At 39.6% G+C, this 25781-nt stretch carries 19 protein-coding genes and 1 riboswitch; of the genes, 6 read left to right on the top strand and 13 right to left on the bottom strand.

Features of this window, described 5'->3' with window-relative positions; translation table 11 throughout:
* Positions 1-10 precede the first annotated feature (10 nt).
* The 6 genes from H5183_RS21610 to H5183_RS01240 form a co-directional block, all read right to left on the bottom strand.
* Positions 11-436 (bottom strand): hypothetical protein, encoded by a 426-nt coding sequence (locus H5183_RS21610; protein ID WP_220496236.1) that lies wholly within the window; start codon positions 434-436, stop codon positions 11-13.
* A 92-nt stretch (positions 437-528) separates the two neighbouring features.
* Positions 529-3489: a type I restriction endonuclease subunit R gene (locus tag H5183_RS01260; RefSeq protein ID WP_182730705.1), complete on the bottom strand. Its 2961-nt coding sequence runs from the start codon at positions 3487-3489 to the stop codon at positions 529-531.
* 2 nt (positions 3490-3491) lie between these two features.
* Positions 3492-4610, bottom strand: a complete 1119-nt coding sequence (locus tag H5183_RS01255) for a restriction endonuclease subunit S (protein ID WP_182730704.1) — start codon at positions 4608-4610, stop codon at positions 3492-3494.
* On the bottom strand, positions 4610-6076 hold the full coding sequence (locus H5183_RS01250; RefSeq protein ID WP_220496234.1) for a class I SAM-dependent DNA methyltransferase: 1467 nt from the start codon (positions 6074-6076) through the stop codon (positions 4610-4612). Before H5183_RS01250 ends, H5183_RS01255 begins: the two co-directional genes overlap by 1 nt.
* Entirely contained in the window at positions 6073-7938 is a 1866-nt protein-coding gene (locus H5183_RS01245) for a DUF262 domain-containing protein (RefSeq protein WP_259397080.1), read from the bottom strand. Before H5183_RS01245 ends, H5183_RS01250 begins: the two co-directional genes overlap by 4 nt.
* Positions 7939-7940: 2 nt before the next feature.
* Positions 7941-9419: a class I SAM-dependent DNA methyltransferase gene (locus H5183_RS01240; RefSeq protein ID WP_220496233.1), complete on the bottom strand. Its 1479-nt coding sequence runs from the start codon at positions 9417-9419 to the stop codon at positions 7941-7943.
* Positions 9420-9898: 479 nt separating this feature from the next.
* Here H5183_RS01240 and H5183_RS01235 point away from each other — a divergent pair, with 479 nt between their 5' ends.
* Positions 9899-10582: a hypothetical protein gene (locus H5183_RS01235; protein WP_182730702.1), complete on the top strand. Its 684-nt coding sequence runs from the start codon at positions 9899-9901 to the stop codon at positions 10580-10582.
* 152 nt (positions 10583-10734) lie between these two features.
* Here H5183_RS01235 and H5183_RS01230 read toward each other — a convergent pair whose 3' ends face one another.
* Positions 10735-10914, bottom strand: coding sequence for an AlpA family transcriptional regulator (locus H5183_RS01230; RefSeq protein ID WP_145240257.1), 180 nt, complete (start codon positions 10912-10914; stop codon positions 10735-10737).
* Positions 10915-11285: 371 nt separating this feature from the next.
* On the opposite strand from H5183_RS01230, the gene H5183_RS01225 reads away from it, so the two are divergent.
* Positions 11286-11822: a YaeQ family protein gene (locus H5183_RS01225; RefSeq protein WP_145240254.1), complete on the top strand. Its 537-nt coding sequence runs from the start codon at positions 11286-11288 to the stop codon at positions 11820-11822.
* A 28-nt stretch (positions 11823-11850) separates the two neighbouring features.
* A complete protein-coding gene (locus H5183_RS01220) occupies positions 11851-12447 on the top strand; it encodes an alpha/beta hydrolase (protein WP_145240252.1) in 597 nt (198 codons plus the stop codon).
* Here the strand turns inward: H5183_RS01220 and H5183_RS01215 are convergent.
* Entirely contained in the window at positions 12444-12653 is a 210-nt protein-coding gene (locus H5183_RS01215) for a hypothetical protein (RefSeq protein WP_182730701.1), read from the bottom strand. The genes H5183_RS01220 and H5183_RS01215 overlap by 4 nt on opposite strands.
* Positions 12654-13002: 349 nt before the next feature.
* Here H5183_RS01215 and H5183_RS01210 point away from each other — a divergent pair, with 349 nt between their 5' ends.
* Positions 13003-13476, top strand: a complete 474-nt coding sequence (locus H5183_RS01210) for a Dps family protein (protein ID WP_145240248.1) — start codon at positions 13003-13005, stop codon at positions 13474-13476.
* Here H5183_RS01210 and H5183_RS01205 read toward each other — a convergent pair whose 3' ends face one another.
* The 5 genes from H5183_RS01205 to H5183_RS01185 all read right to left on the bottom strand — a co-directional run bounded on the left by H5183_RS01205 (position 13477) and on the right by H5183_RS01185 (position 21512).
* Positions 13477-13815: a hypothetical protein gene (locus H5183_RS01205; RefSeq protein ID WP_182730700.1), complete on the bottom strand. Its 339-nt coding sequence runs from the start codon at positions 13813-13815 to the stop codon at positions 13477-13479.
* 108 nt (positions 13816-13923) lie between these two features.
* Positions 13924-15999: a S9 family peptidase gene (locus H5183_RS01200; protein ID WP_182730699.1), complete on the bottom strand. Its 2076-nt coding sequence runs from the start codon at positions 15997-15999 to the stop codon at positions 13924-13926.
* Positions 16000-16101: 102 nt separating this feature from the next.
* Positions 16102-16668 (bottom strand): chitin-binding protein, encoded by a 567-nt coding sequence (locus tag H5183_RS01195; RefSeq protein ID WP_145240240.1) that lies wholly within the window; start codon positions 16666-16668, stop codon positions 16102-16104.
* 118 nt (positions 16669-16786) lie between these two features.
* Positions 16787-16877: riboswitch (cyclic di-GMP riboswitch) on the bottom strand.
* Between the two features lie 309 nt (positions 16878-17186).
* The gene (locus H5183_RS01190; RefSeq protein WP_145240238.1) at positions 17187-20318 is read right to left on the bottom strand and encodes an efflux RND transporter permease subunit; all 3132 of its coding nucleotides are present in this window, start codon (positions 20316-20318) and stop codon (positions 17187-17189) included.
* A 15-nt stretch (positions 20319-20333) separates the two neighbouring features.
* Positions 20334-21512: an efflux RND transporter periplasmic adaptor subunit gene (locus tag H5183_RS01185; protein ID WP_145240236.1), complete on the bottom strand. Its 1179-nt coding sequence runs from the start codon at positions 21510-21512 to the stop codon at positions 20334-20336.
* Positions 21513-21800: 288 nt separating this feature from the next.
* On the opposite strand from H5183_RS01185, the gene H5183_RS01180 reads away from it, so the two are divergent.
* Complete coding sequence (locus H5183_RS01180) at positions 21801-24317, top strand: zinc-dependent metalloprotease (protein WP_182730698.1); 2517 nt, start codon at positions 21801-21803, stop codon at positions 24315-24317.
* Between the two features lie 198 nt (positions 24318-24515).
* Complete coding sequence (locus tag H5183_RS01175; protein ID WP_182730697.1) at positions 24516-25772, top strand: efflux RND transporter periplasmic adaptor subunit; 1257 nt, start codon at positions 24516-24518, stop codon at positions 25770-25772.
* Positions 25773-25781: the final 9 nt, after the last annotated feature.

Raw genomic sequence — 25781 nt, 5'->3', positions numbered from 1 at the left:
CGTTCTCCTATCAAGAACCAGAAGGATGGCAAGAGGCTAAAAGTAATACTTTGCCGGTCTTGCCAATCGCTACTTTAATATAATATTCAAAATCCATTTCTTTATACGCATTTTCATTCCACTCTTTGCGTATAAACCGATAAGCATCGCATGCAGCCCAAGGTCCATTAGGTTTAGGTTGGCACCACTCAGATCCTAAGTACTGGCCATATTCAATTGCATACTTAGTTAAAGACTCAATATCATCTTGATCTAAACACCACTTTTGCATATCTCTTGCGCATCCGTTGGACCACGCAATGAGCTTACCTTGATCCAGCAAACCTAAAACATCTGATGATCCATAAAGAGGCGTTGTTTGACCTTTTATTTTACGATCTTTTTCAGATTTAGGTAGCTCACCAGAATATTGGCTGACGATTTTACTACTTACCATAATGGTAAGTCTACTTTATTAGTCAAAATTTGCTCACTTTAGTTCAAACTAACTCTACTTATAATTAACCTTGCAATATAAGCACCTGAATTTTAATAATATTCCTTTATATACCCATACGCTCTATCAAACAGTATTTGGTCGGTATGGAGTTTGTATTTGAGTAATGCCTTGCGTAGTGACTTTTGTACTTCGCGCTCGCCGCCGGTTGTACCTTGCCAGCCAGGGAAGCGGACAACACGCACAATGGCGTCTATGTCGGTTACTATGCGCTCTACTACCGCTGGAGTTTGGTCGTCTTTAAGCTCTAAAAACAGGTCTGTTAATGCAGCTTTTGGTGTTTTTTCTTGTAGTTCGTCGTCTAATTCTTTTTCTGCCTGGACAGTTTCTTTGGCAATTTTGCACAGCTCTTTAACAAAGTCGATTGAGGCTATTAAGCCTTTTTCGGCTTTGTCGCGCAGGGCTTCTAGTCGCTCACTTAACGACTTAAATACAGGTAAATCGCCACGGTCTTTAAAACGCTTTGCTAGCTCTTTTTCAAGCTGTTTTGTTTTACGTGGGTCTGGGTTATTAAATATATTTTCGATAACGTCTGCATCAAGCACAAACTCTTCTAGGTTATGTACATTACCTACATGCACGTTGTCGTGTATGAGTTGTGTTGTTTGTGCGCCTAGCGTTAGCCATAACAACTTACCAATGTTATCTGAGGCTGGTTTTACCGACTCATAAACCTGGGCTAGCCATTTGTAATCTTCGTTGTATTCATCAAGTACGCTATCGGGTGAAAGTGATTCCCATAGTTTGGCTAGGTATTTAAAATCTAGCGCGAAGGCATCTTTCTTATCATCGGTGCTTATAGCGTTCTGTGCGGCCTCTAGGCCTTCAAAACCTTCAATGGTTCTGTCTATGCCAGCAAAGTGGGCTAATGTATCAGCCATCGCTTTTGGTAGCTTTGCGCGTAGCTCGCTTAAGTTAGAGATAACTTGCTGTACGCTTTCTTCATCAAACTCTAATGCTTTTGCGGCATCGTCAAATACGCCAAAGTAATCAACAATACAGCCAAAAGTTTTATTGGGGTATAAACGGTTTGTACGACATATTGCCTGTAATAAGGTGTGGTCTTTAATCGACTTATCTAAATACATGGTTTGGCATATAGGCGCATCAAACCCGGTTAGCAGTTTTGCGGTAACAATAATAAATTTAAGCTCTGATTTTGCATCGTTAAATTCATCCACCAGCTTTTCTTGCTGGCTTTTGTCTACGCCCCACTTTTGCTTAAACTCATAATCATCGTTTGCGCTGGTGGATATAACCACCTTACTGGCTGCTTCATCAAAGTGTTTATCGAGTTCTTCTTTATATTGCACACAGGCATAACGGTCTGGTGTCACTATCATGGCTTTAAAACCATGGGGCTCTACTTTATCCATAAAGTGAATGGCAATATCTTCAACTATTTTTTCAACACGCTCAGGAGATTTTAAAAACGCTGACATTTTAGCGGATTTTTGATTTAGCGCATCGGCTTCTTCATCTGTTAGCGCGGCGCTTTCTTTAAAGTCTTTAAAGGCTTTATCGAGTGCTTCTTTGTCTACATGAACATCTACCAAACGTGGTTCAAAATGCAGTGGTAAGGTGGCTTCGTCACGAATAGAGTCATGAAAGGTATAACGGCTCATATAGCCGCCTTTGTCTTCTTCAGCGCCGAATGCCCAAAAGGTATTTTTATCGGCTTTGTTTACAGGTGTACCAGTTAAACCAAATAAAAAGGCATTAGGTAAAGCGGCGCGCATTTGACGGCCTAAATCACCTTCTTGGGTTCTGTGTGCTTCGTCGACTAATACAATGATGTTTTCTCTGTCATTCATATTAGGTTTGGCATCACGGAACTTGTGGATCATCGAGATAATAATTTTACGGGTATCTCGCTCAAGCATTTGCTGTAATTCTTTAATGCTGTCGGTTGATTCAACGTTAGCGACATCAGCAGCGTTAAAGGTGCCGCTTATTTGGGTATCTAAGTCCGTTCTATCTACCAGTACAATAACTGTAGGGCTTTTAAGCTGTGCAGCACGGCGAAGTTTTTGTGCAGCAAACACCATTAACAATGATTTACCCGAGCCTTGAAAGTGCCAAATTAAGCCTTTTTTAACTTTGCCCTCAATCACACGCTGAACAATTTTATTCGCCCCTTCATATTGCTGAAAACGCGGTATTACTTTTATGCGTTGCTTCTTTTTATTGGTAGTAAACAACGAGAAGTTACGCATTATATCGAGCAAGCGTTCAGGGCTTAATAAATCGGTTAGCTCTGCACCTACCCCTGATAGACCAACAGCACGCGTTAACTGTGCGTCTTCAACACGCCACGGGGCCCAAAACTCTAATGGGCAGCGTATTGCACCATAAAACAGCTCACGTCCTTCGGTAGCGAATGATAAAATATTAGGTACAAAAAACTGCGGTACAGCGTTTTCATAAATGCTGTGTACTTCATGGGCACCATCTAACCAGGTTACTGATGGCCGAATAGGTGTTTTCGCTTCACCCACCACTACTGGAATACCGTTAATCATTAATACCACATCAGGTATTTTAGTTTCTCGGTGATGGATACGAAACTGATTCGTCACCACATAGTTATTGCGAGTTAAGTCATCGAAGTCGATAAGGTTGACAGGAACATGGCGATTATTTTCGCCAAACGGCATGGTTTTTTCGCCTGTCATCCAAGCGAAAAACTCTTCATTGGCTTTAACTAAGCCAACTTGATTTACCGAAATTAAAATAGCACGGAGCTTATGTATTACTTCATCAGCCAAATGTGGGTTAGCTTCAATCTCAGGGTTAAGGCGAATTAACGCTTTAACCACTTCAGATTCAACTAAAACCTCATTAACACCACGACCTAGTTGTTCTGGCGATTGGAATTGCCATTGAACGCCAAATGTTTTTTGAGGTTCAGAAACCTGATGAGCGTTTAGATTAACGCCCGTCATTTGATGGATGATGTAGTGTTCCACACTATTTAATTCGGTAAATCCCATACCTAAAACACCTTCTGTTTTAATTCTTCATATAAGTTTTTGTAACTATTACAATTGCTATCAGAGTCTGAAATAGCTTGGTGATACGCAGAAACTTTATTAACAAAATCGAGTTGTTCGTCTATCAATGGTACGGGAACATCTAAGTTTTTAAGTACCTTTATAGTCAAAAATTTAGTTGAACTCCCCACTGATAATCTTTGTAACAATTCAAGCTTGTTTCTCAAAACTTCTAGTAAGTAACTGTACATTAGTGAATTACTATCTTTAATTTGAATTACGTATGTCCTTTGGTATGCGTCGAATTTACCTTTGTAATGTTTTAAAGGGTAAACACCTGAAGCGTTATTGCCTGCAAGTAGTAATGCTTCACAGTCGAAAGAATACTGGTCAATTTTCAATGTTGTTGGAGCACAAGTGAAAAAAGGATAGGTCCCATTTTCTACAGATGCATTTGAATCAAGCTTTCCTGTTGTGAATTCAACTAAATCGCCTAGCTTAAAAACGGGGCTTTTTTCCGACATACCTGATATTTTGTTCGTTACAAAAACCTTATTATTCACCTCTAAATAATGCTTTAACTTAATATTCTCAGAATGTAACTTTTCTGCTGAAGATAAAAGCTCTAATAAATCTTCTTGAATATTTAAAGGTGGCAAATCAATCTCATTTGTTGATAGATCTTTAAACTTTACCCTTGGAGAAAGTCCTCCAGCAGAGTGCTTAATTGCGTAATCAAAAAATTTTGTGTTATTAACAATAAATGGGAGAAGATCCTGGATTAACTTTTCTTTCTTGGTTCTCATTACTGTAATATCGCCAGAACAAATCCCTGCAAAGTTAGCTTTAGCAGCCTTTTTCAAGTACGCTCGACGTCGGCCAAATAAGACATCCCCTTTACTAAACTTCTTAGTAAAAGTCGTACCTCCCTCTGTACTTCCTGAGCGCTCAAGCTGAATTTCCTGACTATCAATATGCTCTAGGCCTACTACATGTTCAACACCTTCAGCTATAGGGTCTTTAACTGACTCTTTTGGTTCAAATACCACATCACCAAACTTAACCTTTTTCCAGTCTGATTTATCTATAGAAAAGTTTTTAATAGCTTCCATGTCTAACATTACACTAGCTCCTTAAATAACTTTTCCATTGATTGTTTTAGGTTATCTGATGACTGCTGCCAATCTTGATACGCTGTTGCAAAACAACCTTCTTCACTACTTTCTATAGAATCAGGGCGTACATACAAGTTAATTGCCATATTTGCTTTTTTATCTAATACCTCTTGCTTGTCGACTAACACAGCAAAGTTTTCTTCACTTTCAAACTTATTGTAAGCATCAAATATTTTATCAATATGGACTTGATCCAAATATCCCATATTTCTATCTTGGCGCACTTCTTTCACCGCATTAATGAACAAGATTTTATTTTTTTTACTTTCTTCTTTGTTTGTTTTTGTAATCAACAAACACGCTTCCATAGGCGAGTTATAAAATAGATTTGGACCAAGGCCAATGACACATTCAACTTGGTCTTGCTCTATCATTTTTGTGCGCATTTCTGCTTCTGAATCGCGGAATAAAACCCCGTGCGGCCATAATGAAATGGAACGACCATTACCTAAATCTAAACTTTTCTGAATATGTTGCTGAAAGGCATAATCGGCACAGCCTTGTGGAGGTGTGCCCCATACATTTCGGCCATGAGGATCGCTTTCAAACGCTTTGCGATCCCACGATTTAATTGAATATGGCGGGTTAGCGAGAATAACGTTGAATTTTTTCAGCTCGTCATTTTCAAGCAATCCAGGATTACTTAAGGTATTACCGCGAACAATATCGAATTCTTCAATGCCATGCATAAACATGTTCATACGAGCAATGGCTGAGGTTAGTAGGTTAATCTCTTGGCCGTATAATTTAAGGGTGCGGTATTCTTTGCCTTCATCTTTAAGGTGCAAGGCACAGTTAAGTAATAAACCACCCGAGCCACAAGTAGGGTCGTACACTGACTCACCCGGTTGTGGGTCCATTATCATGGTCATTAATTTAACCACGGTACGGTTGGTGTAAAACTCTGCTGCGGTATGGCCACTATCGTCTGCAAACTCTTTAATTAAGTACTCGTAAGCGTTACCTAGCTTGTCGTCGGGTACATTTTTTAAGTTAAGTTTGTGCTTTGAGTAATGCTCAATAAGGTTAGTGAGCATGGCATCGGTAAGGCGGTCTTTATTGGTCCAACTGGCATCACCAAAGATACCGTCTAAGGTATCAGGGTTAGCCTTTTCAATGGCACGCATGGCGTTTTGTAGTGCTAGGCCAATGTTGGTTGTGGTTTCGCGCACATCATTCCAATGTGCGCCTTCAGGGATTAAAAAGTTATGGTTTTCAGCAAAGGCTGCATATTCTAAATCGCCATCACTTTCTGCTAATGCATTTTCAAACTCTTCGTCGTATACATCAGAGATACGTTTAAAGAACATTAGCGGGAAAATGTACTGCTTGTAGTCACCGGCATCTATTGTACCTCTGAGCGCTGTGGCTGCGCCCCAAAGGTATTTTTCTAATTCTTGTTGGGTCATCATGCTGATGGCTCCTCTACGGCGATTGCTTGCTGATCTACGTCGCGAATAATTTCAGATGCTGTTATATCTCGACCTTCTGCTAAAACCTCTACAGCTTTGGCAACATAAGCAGCTCTTTTTGCAATAAACTGAGCAAAGTCACTTTTAACTTTTTCTACTTTTTGTTCACCAACTAAACCTGTGTAATCGCCGCATTTTAGTTCATCCAACGGAATGAGGTGTGATTGCAGACGTGCATTAACGATATCTTCACTGGTCCAGTTATAGCGGTCTTTAAGATAATTAAGTGGGTCTTTATTACTAATGTTTAAATTGGTTTTATCAGTGATCAAAGCACAGTTCAACGCAAAATAACTTTCCGTTTCAACTTCTTTTAATAAAGCATCTGGAAATACATGGTGGTAGTGCCTACGACCATCAATAAGTTGCTGCCTAGTTAACGGCGCTCCATCAGCAAAATCGTAAGCACCCAATTTACTAAATACAGCCATAATACCGCGCCCGCGAATATTTTCGCGTTTAGGCCAACCAACGCGTTTTAATTCATCATCAGTCGAAAGTGGGTATAAATCACGATTTAATACTGGAACGTCATTTTCAGTATAATTTGAACCATCATTTTTAACTTCTGCTGTAATTATGTTTTTAAGCGCTACAAAGTCGTTAAATGCATGTGAGGCGGCAGAGTTTTCATAACGGTCTGTGAAAAAGCTAGACCAAAGATACTTTTTAAGTAATATCTCAAAATTACCTCTGGAGTCTAAATTTTCAGGTATATCAACATACAAGGCTGCAATGACGGCCAATATTGCATTGGTTGGTAATCGGCTACGATCGTAAATAGCTTGGCTCTCAAGGAATGTTGCCATTTTAGATAAACCTAGAGACATTTTATCCCAGTTATCCACCATGTCTTCTTTGCTCATATCCCACATACCCCGTTGATTTGGTAGCTTCCCTTGTATGAGAGCTGATGTGGCAAGTATGAGGAACGGTAATTCAAAATAATGCTGAACTGCAGGATGCTTTTTATCTAGCTCAGTTTGGTAGTCATCTAAAGAAACGCCTTTAACACCCTCTATTTCTGCCCGAATAATATCGTACTGTGATAAAGGCTTGCTGTTGGTGTTCATGTTAATAAATACCTGCAAGGCTGTTTCTTTAGTTGTCTGAGCCGGTAACGCTAAGTATGGAAGGTTAAAGTGCGTGATGGTTTCTCTAAAGTCTCTTATTTTATTTTTAAGTTTTTCTTGTTTACCCATCCACTCTTTTAACAAGCCTTTATAGTTTTCTTCTTCAATATTTGGCTCTGAGTTTGACAATGCAGAATCAATCCACTCTTCAATTTCATTCGAAATATCTCCAGGTCTAAACAAATGCATTGGGATTACACCCCTTCTTAAGCATTCGCTAGGCTCATCGACCCATAACGGCATTGTTTTACCATTTTTATTGGTCCAGCGACTTTCATACCAAACCTCTGACTCATCAGTTTTTTCCTCATCCGGCACTCTGTCATCGTAAGTGTTCAGATATAAAAAATAATTAAGCCCATCATAATTATTATGTAATGCTCGCCAGAGCGAGGTTAGCCGTTGCTGGCCATCTAATAGATGCTCTGTAACACGCCCCTGGGTTTCTGGAGCTGTAACTAGATACCTTGAAACAAATTGCTCTTTATCTACATCAAGCAATAATGTTACACCTAATGGTAAGTTTTTAGTTACTGTGTCGAGGAGACTACAAACACGGCTTTTATCCCATGCTTGGTGCCTTTGAAAGCGAGGTAGCTTGATTTCACCATTTTGGATTTTTTGAAACCAAATTGATACTTGTCTGTCTTGTGCTGAACTAGATGGCATTTTCACTTTAGAAATCCTTTTAATACTTGTTTAAACTTCTCTTCGGCTTCTAAGCTTGCTTGCCAGGCTTGTTTTAAATCGGCCATTGCTTCTTCTACTGATGGCAGATTATCTTCAGTTATTTTTTCAACGTAGAGTGGTATGTTTAAGTTAAAGTCGTTTTCTTTTAACTCGTTCATAGAAGCTACTTTTACGTAGTTTTCTACATCTTGATAATTGTGATACCAGTCGTAAATTTGTTGAACGTGATTTGGTTCTAGGAAGTTTTGCGCACGGCCTACACGAATTTGGTCTGAAGCATCTATGAACAGTACTTTGCCTTTTTTATCGGCTGGTTTATTTTGCTTAAACACCATGACACAGGCTGCTAGTTGCGTGCCGTAAAATACGTTAGGGCCTAAACCGATAACCGCTTCTAGCATATCTTGCTCTAGCAGTTGCTTACGGATTTTACCTTCGGCGGCTTTTCTGAATAATGCGCCATGAGGTAGTACTACAGTCATACGGCCGGTGCTGTTCATAGATTTAACCATGTGCTGCACCCAAGCCATATCACCATTACCCTGTGGTGGTACACCGGCAATGTTACGGCCGTATGGGTCATTAGCCCAGTTTTCAGCGCCCCAATCCTTTAATGAGAACGGTGGGTTGGCTATTACACAATCAAAGGTTTTAAGTCCATCGGCTTCAAAAAAAGCCGGGTTACGCAGTGTATCGCCACGTAATATTTCAAAGTCTTCTATGCCATGCAAAAACATGTTCATACGCGCAATAGAGCTAGACGTTAGGTTTTTTTCTTGGCCGTAAAGTTTTAGCGTTCGGTAGTCTTCGTTGTTGTGTTTTAGATTATCGACACACTCAAGCAACATGCCGCCTGTACCACATGCTGGGTCGTAAACCGTTTCGCCTTCGTGTGGGTCTAAAATCAACCCTAGTAAATGCACCACTGAGCGAGGGGTATAAAATTCACCGGCTTTTTTATTGGTTAAATCGGCAAAGTGTTTTATAAGGTATTCGTAGGCATTACCTAGCATATCAGGGTCAACGTTTTGATTACCTAATATGTATTGTGAAAAGTGTTCAACTAAGTCAATGAGTAAGGCATCAGATAGCTTATTTTTATTACTCCACTGGGCATCACCAAATATACCGTAAAGGTATTCTTGGTTAGCTTGCTCGATGCCACGTAAGGCGCTTTCAATCGCTGTACCTACGTTGGTGGTTGTTTCACGAATATCTTGCCAATGGCAGCCTTGTGGGATTTCAAAGCGGTGCATTTCTGGTAGTGCGGCGTAATCTTCATCGCCATCTGACTCTTCAAGTGCTAAGCGGTACTCCTCGTCATACACATCGGATATACGCTTAAAGAAAAGTAGCGGGAATATGTATACTTTAAAGTCGGAGGCATCTACTGGCCCTTTTAAGATCCAGGCTGCCTTTGAGAGGTACTGCTCTAACTGTGAGAGCGTTATTTTTTCCATTATTAAATCTCGTTGTATTTAATTTGCGATAAGCTGAGGATTTCTAGGCTAGATTATACATTAATGAGCAGAGTAGTTGATGGAAGCTTAATAAATACAGTGGCATGGTTTGTTGCTTATATCCATATTAAGCTTTACCGACTCAATCTAACGCTAAACAATCCTTTATTACTGGTAGAGTAAAACAAACTTAATAAATTGAACACTCCTAAGTCAATTTATTAACATCCCCCTTTTGTCAGCCAAACATATTTACTCCAAAATTAAAGAATATTTGTAACGTTATTGGTTACTTATGAAAAATCTGGGTTGACAATACCAGTTATTTTAAGACATCATATTTATGGTGCTTAAAAGGGCGCCTCCCCACCCCAAAGGGAAATCTCCTCAGGAGAACCTAACTATTCAAATTTAACGTTTTTTTCGTCATTGTTTTTGGTGAGGGGTGCACTTTGTTCAATGGCTTTGAGGAGAACGTCATGTCAGGTACAAATTCAAATTTAATTGCACACGTTAAAAAGCGTGCAAAGAAACTACATAAACAAAACCCAGAAAAAACACACTCACAATACTTAGAAGAGTGCTCGAAAAATTTAGGCTATCGTAATTATCACGATTTAATGCGACAAGCTAATTCGTTGAATAGCAATGCTGTTCCCCGTACTTGCTTAATCGATAAGTACCCAGAGCTTATTAATAAAGCATTTAATAACTGTATAACAAAAGAACCAAAAGATGAGCTTATAGCTAAGTTTTGGGATTTACTACGTACTCCAATTAATAATGAATCGCCACGAGAAGATATTGAGCAATTAACACGATGGGGAATTAATAAAGAAACATTGAAAAATTATGGATACTCTTGTCTTGAAAGCAAAAAGATACACTACGAAGATTTAGGCTACTTATTGCTGGCAATGGGTCATTACTTCAGGTCTGTGATGGATAACTGTAGATACCAAATTGCTGAGCACCCTAAATTTACCGATTACTTTGGTCTTTGGCTTCGCTCTATGTACCCAAACTCAAACAGTGAACAAAATAGCTCAACAGTACTTAACGAATTAAAACAGTTCTATACGTTTAATGAAAACGAGGAGTTATTTAAAGGTGCCACCAGCTGGGCACCAAAGTGGTGGCTTAAAGAACAGGGCCGTATTTAAGCTCCTAAACTCCATATTTAAATATTAGATCAAATAGAGGGGTAGGCATGGCCTACCCCTCTATATATTAATAATTGAGCTGCTAAGACTCTTAATACAAGTAACAGTTTACTTAATCTATTAAATCAAAATGATTAGGTGAATACATGAGCCTACCCCCTTTCACCTATTCTTTCCATTATCCAATCATCCACTTCTGACTCAAGCCAGGCTACAGATTTTGCACCCAACGATACTTGCTTAGGGAATGTGCCTTTAATCATAAACTCATAAATTGTTGAACGACCAAGTGATGTTTTTTCGATTACTTCTTTTAATTTGATTAAACGCATGGATTTCTTCAGTTGGTTATTAGTATATAACTTTACAGAGTATGTAATTTTTAACTGGCTCAGGTCACATACCCAAACCACCTTAAGATCTGAGTTTCAGTTGGAATTAAAAGTGATTTAGGCAAGGCATTGATTGCAAGTAATAGTGGTTCTATTGTTAAAATCAATAACGCAGTATCAATCGCTTTTAAACCAATCCTTAGGACGTTTCACAGCAACTTGATCTCTGCGTTATGACTACTTAACAGTGACTACACTTTTGCAAAGTTACGCCTTGGTATTAACCCCCTGTGAAACGCTGGGCTCTGTATCTTGAGGTGGTTTGGGTATTATTGCGCTATACTGACGCAAATTTTTTTAAATAAACTGTTATGGCTCTTAAATCGACGATTATTAAAGCGCAGTTATCGCTAAGCGATATGGACCGCAACGTATACCAAGACTTTAATTTAACCTTGGCACAACACCCTTCAGAAACCGAGCAACGCTTGATGATCCGCTTGCTTGCCTATGCACTTAATGCCTGTGATGGTTTAGAATTTACTAAGGGTTTATCGGCTGATGATGAACCAGAGCTGTGGCATAAAAGCTATAGCGATGAGATCGAGCTGTGGGTTGAGCTTGGTTTACCTGATGAAAAGCGTGTTAAAAAAGCCTGTAATAAAGCTAAAAAAGTGGTGCTATACACTTATGGTGAAAACAACCAAGCAATTTGGTGGCAAAAGCATCAACCTAAATTGTATGAGTTTAAAAATTTAAGTATTTTTAGTTTAGATTTTGCTACAACTCAAGCGCTGGCAGCGCTGGTTGATCGCAATATATCGCTGACTATTACCATTCAAGATGGTGATGTATGGGTGAGCTCTGATTCAGTTAACATTGAAATAAAACCAGTACAATTAATGTAATTGTAGATTCAATAGATTAAGAGGGTGTATGACTGTTAAACGCGTTGTAGTATTACACGGATTGTATATGTCTGGCTTTGTAATGCGCCCTTTATGCTCGCAGCTTGAAAAGTCTGGGTTGGATATTCTCAACCTCTCTTACAATACATTGTCTCCCGATCGCGCCGCTATTTTTAAACAGATTGATAATTTTATTAATGATAAAAATACGGCCCTTGTTTGTCATTCAATGGGCGGACTGGTGGCGCGCGCATACCTTGCTGCAAATTCAGAGCAAAGCCAAAACGTAACAAAAGTTATTACTTTAGGCACACCGCATAAAGGCAGCCATATAGCCCGCAGAATGCAGCAAAAAGGCTTTGATGTATTTTTAAAAAACAGTGTGGAATTTTTACTGACCGAAAATGGTGATTGGCCATTTAATGCCAAGCTTTATAGTATTGCTGGCGATTTACCCATCGGCCTCATGCCGCTAATTGCCAAAGGTAGTCAATCAGATGGCACGGTATTAATTGATGAAACCAAACTCAAAGGCATGGCAGAACATAAAGTGTTTCATTTAAGTCACACCAGTATGATCTACTCACGCCAAGTGATGAATTATATTGTTGAGTTGCTGGTTTAATCTTCTGCACTAGCAGCCACTTTATAGGCAACAAATGCGATGATTGCTAAGATCAGTGGTGTTGGCGCTGCGATATAACCAAAGGTATCAAAGTTAGCAAAGCTTGCTCCTGCTAAATGGCCGACTAAGCCAACTACAAATGCCAACAACGCTATACCAATAACAACTAATTCCATTTTACTTTCTTTTTGTGTTTTAGCCTGCATGTTATCTCTCCATCAAATTTATCTGTGTTGATTATGCGCCGACTAAAAACGTTAATTTTGACCTAAATCAAATAACCACTCGCCATGTAATAGCTTGCTATAAAAGCTTGTTTTAGATCATCTTATTGTGCTTTTATTAAACGATTTGCGGTTATTTTGATTTTTGGGGTGGTTTTTTAAAGATTGGAGCCCATCTCTATTGTACGAACAAGTTAATTACTACAGCAGGTTGGCTAATAGGTAAAATCTATTGAGGTTATCGATTTTAACCATTTTACAGATTACTAAAAATGGCTGATACTTGCTTCATTGTTTAGAAAACATCTTATCAGTTTATTAAGGAGAAGTTATGTCACAGGTAAACGCAATTGGTCTTAACAGCGCGAAAAGTGAAGATATCGTCAAGTCACTCAATACCCTGCTAAGTAGTTATCAAATTCAATATATGAATGCCCGCGGTTTTCATTGGAATATTAAAGGTCGCAACTTTTTTGAACTACACATCAAGTTTGAAGAAATTTATAACCTATTACTTTTAAAAGTAGATGAAGTCGCTGAGCGTATTTTAACGCTTGATGGCGCACCACTGCATGCATTTTCTGATTACTTAGAGATCAGCAAAATTAAAGAAGCAAAAAATATCAGTGATGGTGTCGCAGCAGTCGAAAACTTACTCGCTGGTTACAGCACGCTAATTAAAATGCAGCGCGATATTTTAGAGCAAGCAAGTGATGCACAAGATGAAGGTACGGCTTCATTGATGAGTGATTATATAACTGAGCAAGAGAAGCTAGTGTGGATGCTTAAAGCATATTTAAATTAATCATAACCAGGTTTTAATATATAGATGTTCCGGGTGCTTAGCTAAGTAACCTGGAATATCATCGTAAAATTGTATATCCATATCGCTACCCCGCCAGATATGTTCCAGCAAACTTTTGGCTACAGCACTTGCTTGAATATAAACAACACGTTTATAACCGCGCGCTTTAACACCATGAAAGTATTCAGTTGCAACCGCCAAGCTATCTGCGGTCGCTAATTCAAACTCAACTAAATTAATCACCGCATATTCAATAGATTGAGGCGGCAACTTTGCTAAATAAGCAAATACATCCTTGGTAAAAGCCTGTATACCTTCTCGATTAAAACAACCAATCACTTTGATATATATCGTTGGTGATTCAATTGAGTATTCCTAGCGCCCATGCACATTAAACATATAAGTACCTCCAAACATAGTGAAACTCAATTGAATAGAAAATCACACTTAATCAGCCAAACTGATAAAGAAAGCCATCTCTAATGCTTTTTCTTCCAAGCTTTTAAAGCGCCCTGATGCTCCGCCGTGACCGGCATCCATATCGGTTTTAAACACCAAAATATTATCGTCAGTTTTATATTCACGCATTTTAGCCACCCACTTCATCGGCTCCCAATATTGCACTTGTGAATCATGCAAACCGGTAGTCACTAAAATATGTGGGTATGCCTGTGCGGTAATATTGTCATACGGTGAATACTGAGCAATCACATCATAATAGGCAGGGTCATTTGGATTACCCCATTCATCGTATTCATTGGTAGTTAGAGGTATTGACTCATCCAGCATGGTGGTTAGCACATCTAAAAATGGCACATGGCAGCCAATTCCTAAATAAAGCGCTGGCGCTTGGTTAACAACCGCTCCCATTAGTAAGCCACCGGCACTACCGCCTGAAGCAAACACTTTATCTTGCGCACCATAACCTTGCTCAACCAATGCTTTGGTTACATCAATAAAGTCGTTAAAGCTATTTTGCTTATGTTGTTTTTTGCCTTGCTCGTACCAATCACGGCCCAACATCTCACTACCACGAACATGTGCTATGGCATACACAAAACCACGATCGAGTAAGCTTAATGAGGTACTCGAAAAACTCGGATCGATGGTTATGCCATACGCCCCATAACCATATTGAAACAGTGGATTAGTGCCATTTTTAGCAAAACTATCTTTACGATAAACCAGCGACACGGGCACTTTAATACCATCACGCGCTGTTACCATTAATCTTTCAGAGGCATAGTTTTGCGGATCAAAACTGCCTAATACTTGCTGTTGTTTTAATAAAGTTTTATCACCATTATTTAAGTCTACTTCAAATAATGAACCTGGCGTGGTGAGGCTTGAGTAATAAATACGAGCTACGTGCGTATCATGCTCAGGATTCATTGCAATGGCAGCATAATAACAAGGATCATCAAATTCTAAGGTCATACGCTGCTGTTGCTTATTAATGACCACAAAGCGTGTTTGTCCTTGCTCGCGCTCAGTAAGCACCAAGAAATCGTCAAACAGCTCTACGCCTTCTAATAAAACGCTATCACGATGAGGGGTATGCTCAAGCCACTGTGTTTTATCTGCAATGGTACTTGTATTAGCCGTCATTAAACGAAAGTTTTTAGCTTGCCAATTAGTCACGATATAAAACGTATCGCCGAGTTTATCAACATCAAACTCATGCCCTTCTTCGCGTGGCAGTAACTGAGTAAACACTCCTTGCGGCTGATCAGCATCTAGCACCCAAGTATCGTTCGTTTCTGTAGTGGCTAAATCAATAATGATCAGCCCCTCATCACGGCTTTTACCAAGCCCCATAAAAAAGCTTCGATCTTGCTCTTCATATACCAATACATCGTGCGCTTGCTTAGTACCTAATACATGGCGATAAACTTGATAACCTAATAACGTTTTAAGGTCTTTCTTTACGTAAAAAACCGTTTTATTGTCGTTTGCCCAAACGATTTGCCCTTCGGTGTTTTCTAATACATCTTCAAGTAAATCATCGTTATCAATAACTTTAAACTTTACAGTATAGATACGACGACCATCGGTATCTTCAGAGTAAGCCAACAATTGTTCATTAGGACTAATTGCCACCTCGCCTAATTCATAAAATTCAAAACTTTCTGCAAGTATATTTACATCTAACAGTAGCTGCTTATCTGCGGCATCCATCTGACGACTACGGTAATGGCGAGAATATTCATCATCGCCACGTACTTCAGAGTGATACCAATACTGGCCATCTTTAACGGGAAAAGTATTATCGTCTTTAACAATACGCCCTTTTAGTTCTTCGAACAGTTGCTTCTGAAAAGACTGAATAGGCGCTAGTTGCTGTTCACAATAGTCATTTTCAGCAGCTAAATGTGCCAGCATCGCTGGATCTGTACGTTCGTCATCACGCATCCAATAATAATCATCAATGCGTATTTTTTGGTGTGTTGTTAACGTGTGCGGCTGTTTACGCGCAACAGGAGCATTAGGAAGTGAAGACAACGATAAGTTTGATAGAGCCACAGAAAAACCAATAAAAAATTTCGATGGCTGGAGTTTAACATAATTTTCAAAAGTGCATAAAAAAGCCCACTCAATGAGTGGGCCGAAAAATGCTAAATAGCATTAAGGGGAAACTTGCTGCCAAGCAAGGTGCCAACTTTGTCCAACACCGGGCTCGTAAAGTGGATTATTTTCTTCTTTCACATTGCAAAACTGGCTGAAAGGCCAAGGTTTACATTTATAAATTAAGCCTGTTTTTGGCTGTAATACTTTTACACCCGCATTATATACACCACACTTTTCAGGATAGATATAATCATATGCGGGCTTAACAACCTGGTAATCATCACATTTAGCAATACATTGAAAAGTTAATTCCGCACGAGTAATCCCGCAACCTTCGAGTGCATAAATCTGGTTTGAACGATAAGCTACCACTAAACCTTGCTCAGTCATTCTTCCTGCTTCGACTAAGGGTATATGAGTATTAATATATTCCGCGACAAAGCGTGGCCAATTATGTGGCTCACCTTGTTCTTCGGTGATAATTTCATATTGAAATGATAAATCGACTAGCTCTCCTTGCGTGTCATAAAAAGTCACCGTCACCATATCACCTACAAACAATTGGGTATGATGATTTAGACAACCTATTGGCATCCAATTTCCACAGGCCAATGACGTATGCATAAACAAAGCAACACCTTAAGAATATCTAATAGGTACTATCCAGCATTTATTGGATAAAAGAAATACTTTTAACTACATTGTAGGGCTGATGACACACAGTGAGGTTGGTATTACCCTGTGCGACGGCCCCGCTATCTTAGTTTTAATGCTAAAACCTTAGACCGGAAACTTTGCGTCCTAACCTTTCGGTTAGTTTGCCAAAACAGCGTGAGTATAGTGTGACATAGCTCGAAGATCAAACTAAAGAATGTAATCAAAAGTTAAAGCTGGCACTTAAGTTTAATTAACCTGCACTCTGGTTAAGAGATTTTCTGTAAAAACAAGGTTAATTTACGTCTCAATAGCTGGCCTCTTGTAATTAAACTCAAAGCTACCAGTATTATAAACAGCTGCTCAAACATGATTTATTACATACAATTCAGAAGCTTACACTTAGTTGTGTCGACATAAAATAAAAAAGCCAACCTTAAGCTGGTTGGCTTTTTATTATGGTGTAAGCAAAACCTTAACACTCAAAGTTAGCTTACTTTAACCTTTTGGCTAGTAAATGGACGTTTAAACAAACCCCCAATATCCGTTAAAATAATATACAGACATGGCACTAAAATAAGTGTAATTAAGGTTGCAAACATCACAGCAAAACCAAGTGCAACTGCCATAGGTATTACAAATTTAGCCTGTAAGCTGGTTTCAAACATAATCGGCAATACGCCTGCAAATGTAGTAATAGATGTCAGCAATATAGGTCTAAAACGAGCACAACCGGCCTCTATAACCGCATCTTTAATATCTATTCCTGCACGGCGTGCTTGATTAATAAAATCAGTCATTACCAAGGAGTCATTAATAACCACCCCTGCTGCGGCAATTAATCCAAAACCCGACATTAGACTAATGTCTAAGCCAAACCAAAAGTGACCCCAAATTGCTCCTGTCAGACTAAATGGAATAACCGACATTACAATTAAAGGTTGTGAATAACTTTTAAGCGGTACGGCCAATAATATGTAAACTAAAATCATCCCGCCTGCAAAAAACAGTTGCTGCTCATTTGCTTGCGCTTGCTGCTCTTCTATTGCACCGCCTAATTCAGACTTAACACTTGGGTATTCTTCTTGAAGCTGTGGTAGTAAGTTTTCTTTAACTTGTTTGACTACCTCACTCGGTTCAATTGCTTCCTCGTCAATGTTGCCATAAACGTAAACAGTACGATAACCACCTTCACGGCGAATATAACTAATGCCCGGTGTTTCTGTTAGCTCAACCACATCACCTAATAAAACTTCTCGGCCTTGTGGCGTTGTAACAACCGCATGCTTAAGTGATGAAAATGCCTCACGAGTGAGCTTAGGATAACGCACCATCACCCGAACCTCCTCACCACGGCGAATAACGCGCTGCGCTTCACCACCATAAAAGCTTGCACCTACTTGGTTCGCAATTGCCGCCAGATCTAAGCCTAAGTCATAGGCAACTGGTTTTAAGCTCATTTGCACTTCTTTACTGGCAGGATCGATAGTTGAGCTAATATCAAACAAACCTTCTTGCTGTTGTAATAGCTGTATAAAACGACGACCCGCATCATTAAGCGTATCGATATCAGAGCCATATAGTAAATAGCCAAACTCGCCACCACTACCGCCGCCTCCGCCGCCAACATCATCTTGAATAGTTAATGATTTGACACCAGCGATAACCGGCATCGCTTCACGCCAACGTCGAGATAGCTCAAATGCATTATATGGACGCAGTTCTTCGTCAACTAATGGTGCGAGTAATTGCGCTTCAGTGCGACCTTGATTGAACACTAGCACATCACGCACCATCTTCTGGCCTTCTTCACGCTCTGTTTGTCTATCAACCTCTAGCACCATAGCTTCAATTTCACGTATCGCATTAATGGTTTGAATGTCGGATACATTGTCGTTCATTTCTACATTAATTTGCGGGAAGTCATGAGGTACCTTAGGTGAAGGGATCATACGCACTTGATTAGATGAAATTAAACCAAAGGTTAAAATTAACAGCGCAATAAAACCAAACATCACCGTCCAGCGCCATTTTATGCAGTTCACTATAAATTGTTTATAAGGGCCATTAACAAAGCCAAAAAAACGGTTATTAAAACGTGCTCGCCAACCATCAGGATTAATAGGTGAGAAATGCGTATGCGCAATATGTGCTGGTAAAATTAATTTAGATTCAATGAGGCTGAAAACTAAACATAAAATAACCACCACTGAAATACCATAAAAGAAGGCACTTTCAGGACCACTCGAAAGCGTAAACGGAGCAAACACGGCAATAGTTGTTAGTACACCAAAGGTTGCAGGGGTTGCCACTCGCTTAGCGCCATTGACCACATTAACAACACCACCGCCTTTTTTCTCTATTTCGGTGTAGGCACTTTCGCCTATGACTATGGCGTCATCCACCACAATCCCCAGCACCATAATAAAGGCAAACAGGGACACAATATTAATAGTGACACCAAACAGCGGCATCAACATCATCGCCCCTAAAAAACACACAGGTAAGCCAATCATTACCCATAGCGCTAATTTAAAGCGTAAAAATAACGAAAGCATGATTGCTACCAAAATAGCGCCTTGAAATAAGTTAGCTTTCATCATATCTAAGCGCGCATTTAGGTAGTAGGTAAAGTCCATTAATGGCTCTAAACGCACACCGAGCGGTAACTCTTTATTTTTTTGATCAATATACGCTTTTACCGAGTCAGCCACCGGAATAATATTTTGATCTTCGGTTGCTTTTACCGATAAGTAAACCGCATTTTCACCGTTAAACTTAAAGTAACGCTCCCCTTCAGTGAACTGGTCTTTAATAACAGCAATATCTTGTAGTAATACTTTTGCGCCATTAGCGCCAATTTTAACCGGAATTTGTCTAAACTCTTCACCCGAGTAAAACTGATTCTCTACACGAACCGAAATAACTCCTGCATCTGTTTTTAATTGCCCAGCTGAAAAGTTAGCCGAATAACGACGTACAGCATTTACCACGTCCGACAAAGTTAAATTATATTGGCGTAATGTATCTGGTTCAATTTCTATTGCGATCTCATCCAGAGGAACGTCATTAACCACCAATGACACATTAGATAGCTGTAACAGCTCATTCTCAATTTGATTGGCTATAGGTTTTAATTCAATTAAGGGTAAGTCGGCCACCAGCGTCATACCTATTACGTCTTGGCGAAACTCCACTTGACTTATGGTGACCGGTTCCATTCCAGCAGGGAAAGTGGCAATACCATCAACGCGTAGTTTTACCTTATCAAGCACGTCGGTAAGTTCGGCATCAGTGTTTATTTCAAGGCTGGCCGTGCCGCCATTTCGAAATGCGCGATACACCCCTTTTTTTATCTCTGTTATATCTTTTAATGATTCTTCAATTTTTATTAGAATACTTTCTTCAATTTCTTGTGGCGAGGCCCCAGGATAGTTCGCCGACACATTAATATAGTTAATTTCTATATTAGGGAACATTTGTCGCTGAATCGTAAAGTAACTTATCAACCCCATTACAATGATAAAAAACATCATTAAATTAGCAGCAACAGAGTTATTAGCAAAGTAAGCAATTACCCCTGTTTGTTTAGCCTTGTTGGGTAGTTCGGTGTTATTCATAACTCAATCTACCTTTTATAGTTGTTCAGTAGATGCACTTTTCGGTGCCTCTATTTCTTTAGCATCTTGAAGGCCTGCAATTTTTACTGCCATGCCTTTTTGTGGATACTCCGGTAAGGTAACAACTAATTGATCATCAGCCTCTAAACCATCACTAATATAAAAGAACTCTCCTTCTTCGCGGATCACTTTCACTTTACGTGGTTCAAGTTGCTGTTCATCATTAACTATCCATACCATTTGGTTATTCACCAGTTCTTGCGGTAAACGATAGATATTATTAAGCATGGTGCCGGCAAAATTAACTTGTACATAAGTGCCAAACTTAATCGCTGGTTGTTTATTCACTAAACCATACGGATCGTCAATTCGAACAACCAAACTACTCATACGCGTAGCATTATCAACAATACCTAAATCACGATCTATTACCGCTTGGCGAGTAAAACCATTTAAGCCCGTTTTAATCACTGTTGCAGTGACGCCTTTGACGCGCTCAGGTAAAAAAACACTATCAAACCCAGCTATAGGTATGATGACTTCAGCGGTTTCAATATTATTTAATTCAGCAACTTGTGCGCCCATAGAAACAAATTGACCCACACCAACATTACGATTAATAACTAATGCATCGTATGGAGCGGTTACTTCACAGTTGTCTAAATCACGCTGTGCACGTTTTAATCCTGCTTGCGCTGACTTAACTGACGCTTGTGCACTTAGCACTTGTGGCTTACGTAAAAATAAATCGGTGCGTGCTTTGCTAGGGAATCGCTTAGCTTCGTCTTCTGCTACTTTGGCTTGCGCTTGCTCTTCAATTAACATCGCCTGCGCACGAGCTAGTTCAGCTTCAGCTTGCAGTACAGCCGCTTCGTAATTATCTTTTTCAATAGTAAATAGAACTTCTCCACGTCCAACAATACCACCGGCGACAAAATTAGGATGCCAACTAACAACTTCACCTGACACTTGTGCTGAAAGCTGTGTGTTTTCCAACGGTTTTACTTCACCATAACTGTTAATCATTACTTGGTGATCGTTGGCAGCCACAGCCTCAACTTTTACAACCGGCCGAGTGTCGACTATTTCTTTTTTTTCTGGTTCTTGGGCAATCGCATTAATTCCCACAAAGCCAACAATCCCTATGCCAAGCGCGACAAAAGGAAGTCCCCATTTTAATATCGTTGTTCGCATAATCAGTCCCCTTAATATTTTACTAAAGCCATAATAACAGAGCTGAATGAAACATTAACGTGACATTTGTAAGCAACTGTTACAAAAAAATTGATATCTTTAAAAAGCTTTAAAAAACCATTGTTAATCTATTATTTAATATTTTTTGTTATATTTTGATATAAAAAATAAACCATATAAATCAAAATGATAAAAACAAGCTTAGGAATTTCATCCTAGATTTGTTTCTTCCCGAGTCAGTTTGGGTACACTGAATAAGATTTTAACAAGTAAAATAAAGAGTATAAAATGAAGTTAACAACCATTACGCTAGCATTAAGTTTAGCTTTAGCGACCAACGGCCACGCTTTGGCCGCAGATAAAAAAGACGAAAAAAAAGACAAAACCATTGCCGAGCTGATCAAAGATAAAACCGAGTTTGCGGGGATATTTAGCCTCTATCAAGATGAAAAAACCGGTGATCACTTAATGGTAATTGATGAATCACAGCTTGATACCCCATTTGTGTACTTTGCCCATACTGTCGATGGCGTTACTGATGCTGGTCACTTCCGTGGGGCTTATCGTGAAACAAAGCTTATTGAATTTAGAAAGTATTTTGATCGCATAGACATTATCAGTAAAACACCTCGTTACCAGTTTGATGAAAGTAGTGCTATTGCAAAAGCTGCTAATGCAAACATCAGTGAAGCGGTACTAGCTAGTATTAAGATTGAAAAACAAGAGCAAGGCAAAATTGCTTTTAATGTAAACAAACTATTTTTAAGTGAAGCACTACATAAAGTTTCTCCTTGGCCAAACCCAGATGATAAAAATGCCAAAAAACGCTTTAATCTTGGTAAATTGAGCGACAAAAAGTCACGTATTATCAAACAGCGCCCTTACCCTAATAACCTCGATGTTGTTGTTGACTACGTATTTGAAAATGCTAACCCAAGCGTGCGCGGCTCAAGTGCAGTAAGTGATCCTCGCAACGTATCCTTAAAGGTACAGCATTCATTCGTAGCACTGCCAAAGAATGATTACCAATCTCGTATTGACGATGCTCGCATTGGTTATTTCACAAATCAGTTTGATCAAATGACCTCCCCAGACTGGGCACCATATAATGATGTGATCAAGCGTTGGGACTTACAAAAGAAAGATCCAAGCGCTGCGTTATCCGAACCTGTAAAACCAATTACTTGGTGGATTGAAAACACCACCCCAATTGAGTGGCGCGACACCATTGCAAAAGCAACCCTGGCATGGAATAGCTCATTTGAAAAGGCTGGTTTTAAAAATGCTATAGAAGTAAAAATCCAGCCGGATGATGCAAAGTGGGACGCAGGCGACATCAACTACAACGTGCTACGTTGGACTTCATCACCAAAGCCACCATTTGGCGGCTACGGTCCAGCCCTAGCAAACCCATTAACCGGTGAAATTTTAGGCTCAGACATCATGCTTGAGTTTGTATTTATGAAAAATCGCTGGATTTACGATACGCTATTTACACAAGGCACTATGAGCCACAGCAATGGTGCTGCTAATACCGGTGAACTAAACTGCTCGCTAGGACATGAAATACAACAAAATATGATGCTAGCAAACAGCCTTTCAACCGGTGCAAGCATTGAAGACAAAGAAATTTTACGTCAAGGTTTAACCCAACTAGTGCTACATGAAGTTGGCCACACACTAGGTTTAAACCACAATATGAAATCATCCATTTTGTGGAATGAAAAAGACGTTCACGACAAAAATAAAACACAAGGGATCGTAACAGGTTCAGTGATGGATTATGCCCCTGCTAATATTTCTCCTATTGGTATGGCTCAGGGTGATATTTTCCAAACCAAGCCTGGTCCTTATGATGATTGGGCAATTGAGTTTGGTTACAGCCAAGCATTAGCGGATGAAGCAGCTGAACAGCAACGCCTTGAAAAGATTTTAGCCCGTTCAATCGAACACAAACTTGCGTTTGGTAACGATGCCGATGATATGCGCGCACCCGGTAGACATATTGATCCTCGCGTGATGATTGGCGATATGTCATCAAACCCAGCAGCGTATGGTGCTGATCGCATGGCGCTAATCAACAAACTGTTTACTGAGCTCAAAGATAAAGCGCGTGTTGCTGGTGAGTCACACCAACAATTACTGATCTCAGCAAACAGCTTATTTGGTCAATATCGCACCCAAGCGAATATAATTTCTCGCCAAATTGGCGGAGTCTACGTAGAGCGCGCTGTTGTGGGTGGTAATGATGCTGTTGCACCATTTACCCCTGTGCCACTAGAGCGCCAACAACAAGCCATGCAAATTTTAGCGAAAAATGTATTTGCCCCAGATGTACTTACCAGCATGCAGCCTCTATATAACTACATGCAACAACAACGTCGCGGCTTTAATCATTACGGCAAAAATGAAGATCCAAAACCACATAAAATGATTTTGGGGATGCAAAAATCAGTATTAGCCCAATTACTTCACCCCGCTGTTATGCAACGCATCTCAGACACGGCACTATACGGTAATGAATATAGCTTAAGTCAGTTTATGAACGATTTAACGGCGAGTATTTTTATTGACAGTAAAGCAGCTAATTCAATCAGTCATAACTTGCAAATTGAATATGTCAATCAGCTAATTGCTATCGCGGGACTAGGTAAACCAAGCAAGCACGATAACTTAGCAAAAACTGCAGCGCTTTATCAATTAACTCAAATTGCAGACAGCAGCACGCCATGGGGTGCAGATACAGCGACAAAAGCACATAAAAAGTATATCGATCGCCTAATCAATAAAGCGCTCGAAGCATAACTAACCACGCAATAATAAGGCCGCACCTTCAAGTGTGGCCTTTTTTATTTTTAAAACCGAACACCTGCGTGTTCGATATCGAACAGCTATCACTTTATAATCACCATATAAAAATTTAACCAACTGAAAATAAACAGTATTTATTTCTGGCATCAAACTTTCATTAACTACACTATCAACCACGTAGATTTGTAGATTATGAATATTAATATTGAGAAAACCACAAAACTAAACAAAGTTAAAATAGCCCTCATTGTTGCCGCACTCATACTGCTTGCAAGCATCAGCTATTTTGCTGTGCAACCTGCTGTGCCGCAGCTAAATGCGAGTACGCTCAATGTGGTGACCGTCCAACAAGGTGATATTGATATTATGACGCCGGTGTATGGTCAATATGCATCACGCTATGAGCGCCTAATTAGTGCCCCTGCAGTTGGTCAAGTTAGTGAAATTTATCTACGTGCTGGCGCAGATGTTGAAGCTGACACTGTGATTGCCAAACTCACCAACCCAGATCTAGAACAGCAATTTTTTGAAGCTCAAGCCAAGCTAGAACGTATGCACTCTGAATTTGCTGCATTTAAATTTCAAAAACAAAATGAGCAACTGACCTTTCAAGCTGAGCTTGCTGATATTGATAGCCAAATACAAAGCGCTAAATTAGATGTTGATGTCAATCAGCGCTTATCAGAGCAAGGTATCGCCGCCAAAATTGATTTAGAACGAGCTACGTTGAAATACCAACAACTTAAAAAGCGTCTTGAGTTTGCAATCTACCGTTTTGAAAAACAAAAAGAAATGCACAAGTTAGAACTGCAGCAGCAACAAATTTTATTAACACAGCAACAAAAACAAGTAGATTTAGTCAGTAATAAAGTGACGGCATTAACAATCATCGCAGGGATTGCAGGTACATTACAGCGCTTAGATATTGAACTTGGTCAGCGAGTAAGCCAAGGACAAGCTATGGCGCGAGTGGGCTCAAAAAGCCAACTAATGGCTAAATTAAATATTCCGCAACGCATTGCTGAGCGCATAACACTTGGTGCTCGAGTCGAACTAAAACATCCATCAGGCATGTTAAAAGGCACAGTTAAGCAACTAACATCCGTAGTCGAAAACGGCTTTATTATTGCCGAAGTACACCTGAGTGAACCATTACCGACCAACCTGCGCCCTGCGCAGCCTGTCAATGCTTTAGTATTTGTTGAGCGTAAAGAAAATGCCCTCTATGTGAGCCAGCAACCAGGATTAAAACCTCTCGGTGCGCAACTGCTCTATAAACACTCAGCGAATCAAGCGCAATTACAGCAACAAGAGATCACCTTTGGCGAGCTAACGGGCAAAGATTTACTCATCACAGCTGGTGCAAACGCTGGTGAAAAAATTATCACAAATGATTTAAGCCAATGGCATACTTACAGCCACTTGGCGCTAGATACTGCAAAACTTTAAGGAAAAACA

The sequence above is a fragment of the Pseudoalteromonas sp. SR44-8 genome, from assembly GCF_014163635.1.
Lineage (GTDB): Bacteria > Pseudomonadota > Gammaproteobacteria > Enterobacterales > Alteromonadaceae > Pseudoalteromonas > Pseudoalteromonas rhizosphaerae.
Note: the sequence above shows the minus strand (reverse complement) of the source record. Positions and strands in the feature narration are given on the sequence as shown.

Excerpts from the sequence above, each read along its gene's own strand:
- H5183_RS01190 (WP_145240238.1), bottom strand. The coding sequence starts at position 20,318 with ATGAATAACACCGAACTACCCAACAAGGCTAAACAAACAGGGGTAATT.
- H5183_RS21610 (WP_220496236.1), bottom strand. The coding sequence starts at position 436 with ATGGTAAGTAGTAAAATCGTCAGCCAATATTCTGGTGAGCTACCTAAA.
- H5183_RS01180 (WP_182730698.1), top strand. The coding sequence starts at position 21,801 with ATGAAGTTAACAACCATTACGCTAGCATTAAGTTTAGCTTTAGCGACC.
- H5183_RS01230 (WP_145240257.1), bottom strand. The coding sequence starts at position 10,914 with ATGCGTTTAATCAAATTAAAAGAAGTAATCGAAAAAACATCACTTGGT.
- H5183_RS01255 (WP_182730704.1), bottom strand. The coding sequence starts at position 4,610 with ATGTTAGACATGGAAGCTATTAAAAACTTTTCTATAGATAAATCAGAC.
- H5183_RS01260 (WP_182730705.1), bottom strand. The coding sequence starts at position 3,489 with ATGGGATTTACCGAATTAAATAGTGTGGAACACTACATCATCCATCAA.
- H5183_RS01225 (WP_145240254.1), top strand. The coding sequence starts at position 11,286 with ATGGCTCTTAAATCGACGATTATTAAAGCGCAGTTATCGCTAAGCGAT.
- H5183_RS01215 (WP_182730701.1), bottom strand. The coding sequence starts at position 12,653 with ATGCAGGCTAAAACACAAAAAGAAAGTAAAATGGAATTAGTTGTTATT.
- H5183_RS01250 (WP_220496234.1), bottom strand. The coding sequence starts at position 6,076 with ATGATGACCCAACAAGAATTAGAAAAATACCTTTGGGGCGCAGCCACA.
- H5183_RS01210 (WP_145240248.1), top strand. The coding sequence starts at position 13,003 with ATGTCACAGGTAAACGCAATTGGTCTTAACAGCGCGAAAAGTGAAGAT.
- H5183_RS01220 (WP_145240252.1), top strand. The coding sequence starts at position 11,851 with ATGACTGTTAAACGCGTTGTAGTATTACACGGATTGTATATGTCTGGC.
- H5183_RS01245 (WP_259397080.1), bottom strand. The coding sequence starts at position 7,938 with ATGCCATCTAGTTCAGCACAAGACAGACAAGTATCAATTTGGTTTCAA.
- H5183_RS01185 (WP_145240236.1), bottom strand. The coding sequence starts at position 21,512 with ATGCGAACAACGATATTAAAATGGGGACTTCCTTTTGTCGCGCTTGGC.
- H5183_RS01240 (WP_220496233.1), bottom strand. The coding sequence starts at position 9,419 with ATGGAAAAAATAACGCTCTCACAGTTAGAGCAGTACCTCTCAAAGGCA.
- H5183_RS01235 (WP_182730702.1), top strand. The coding sequence starts at position 9,899 with ATGTCAGGTACAAATTCAAATTTAATTGCACACGTTAAAAAGCGTGCA.
- H5183_RS01195 (WP_145240240.1), bottom strand. The coding sequence starts at position 16,668 with ATGCATACGTCATTGGCCTGTGGAAATTGGATGCCAATAGGTTGTCTA.
- H5183_RS01175 (WP_182730697.1), top strand. The coding sequence starts at position 24,516 with ATGAATATTAATATTGAGAAAACCACAAAACTAAACAAAGTTAAAATA.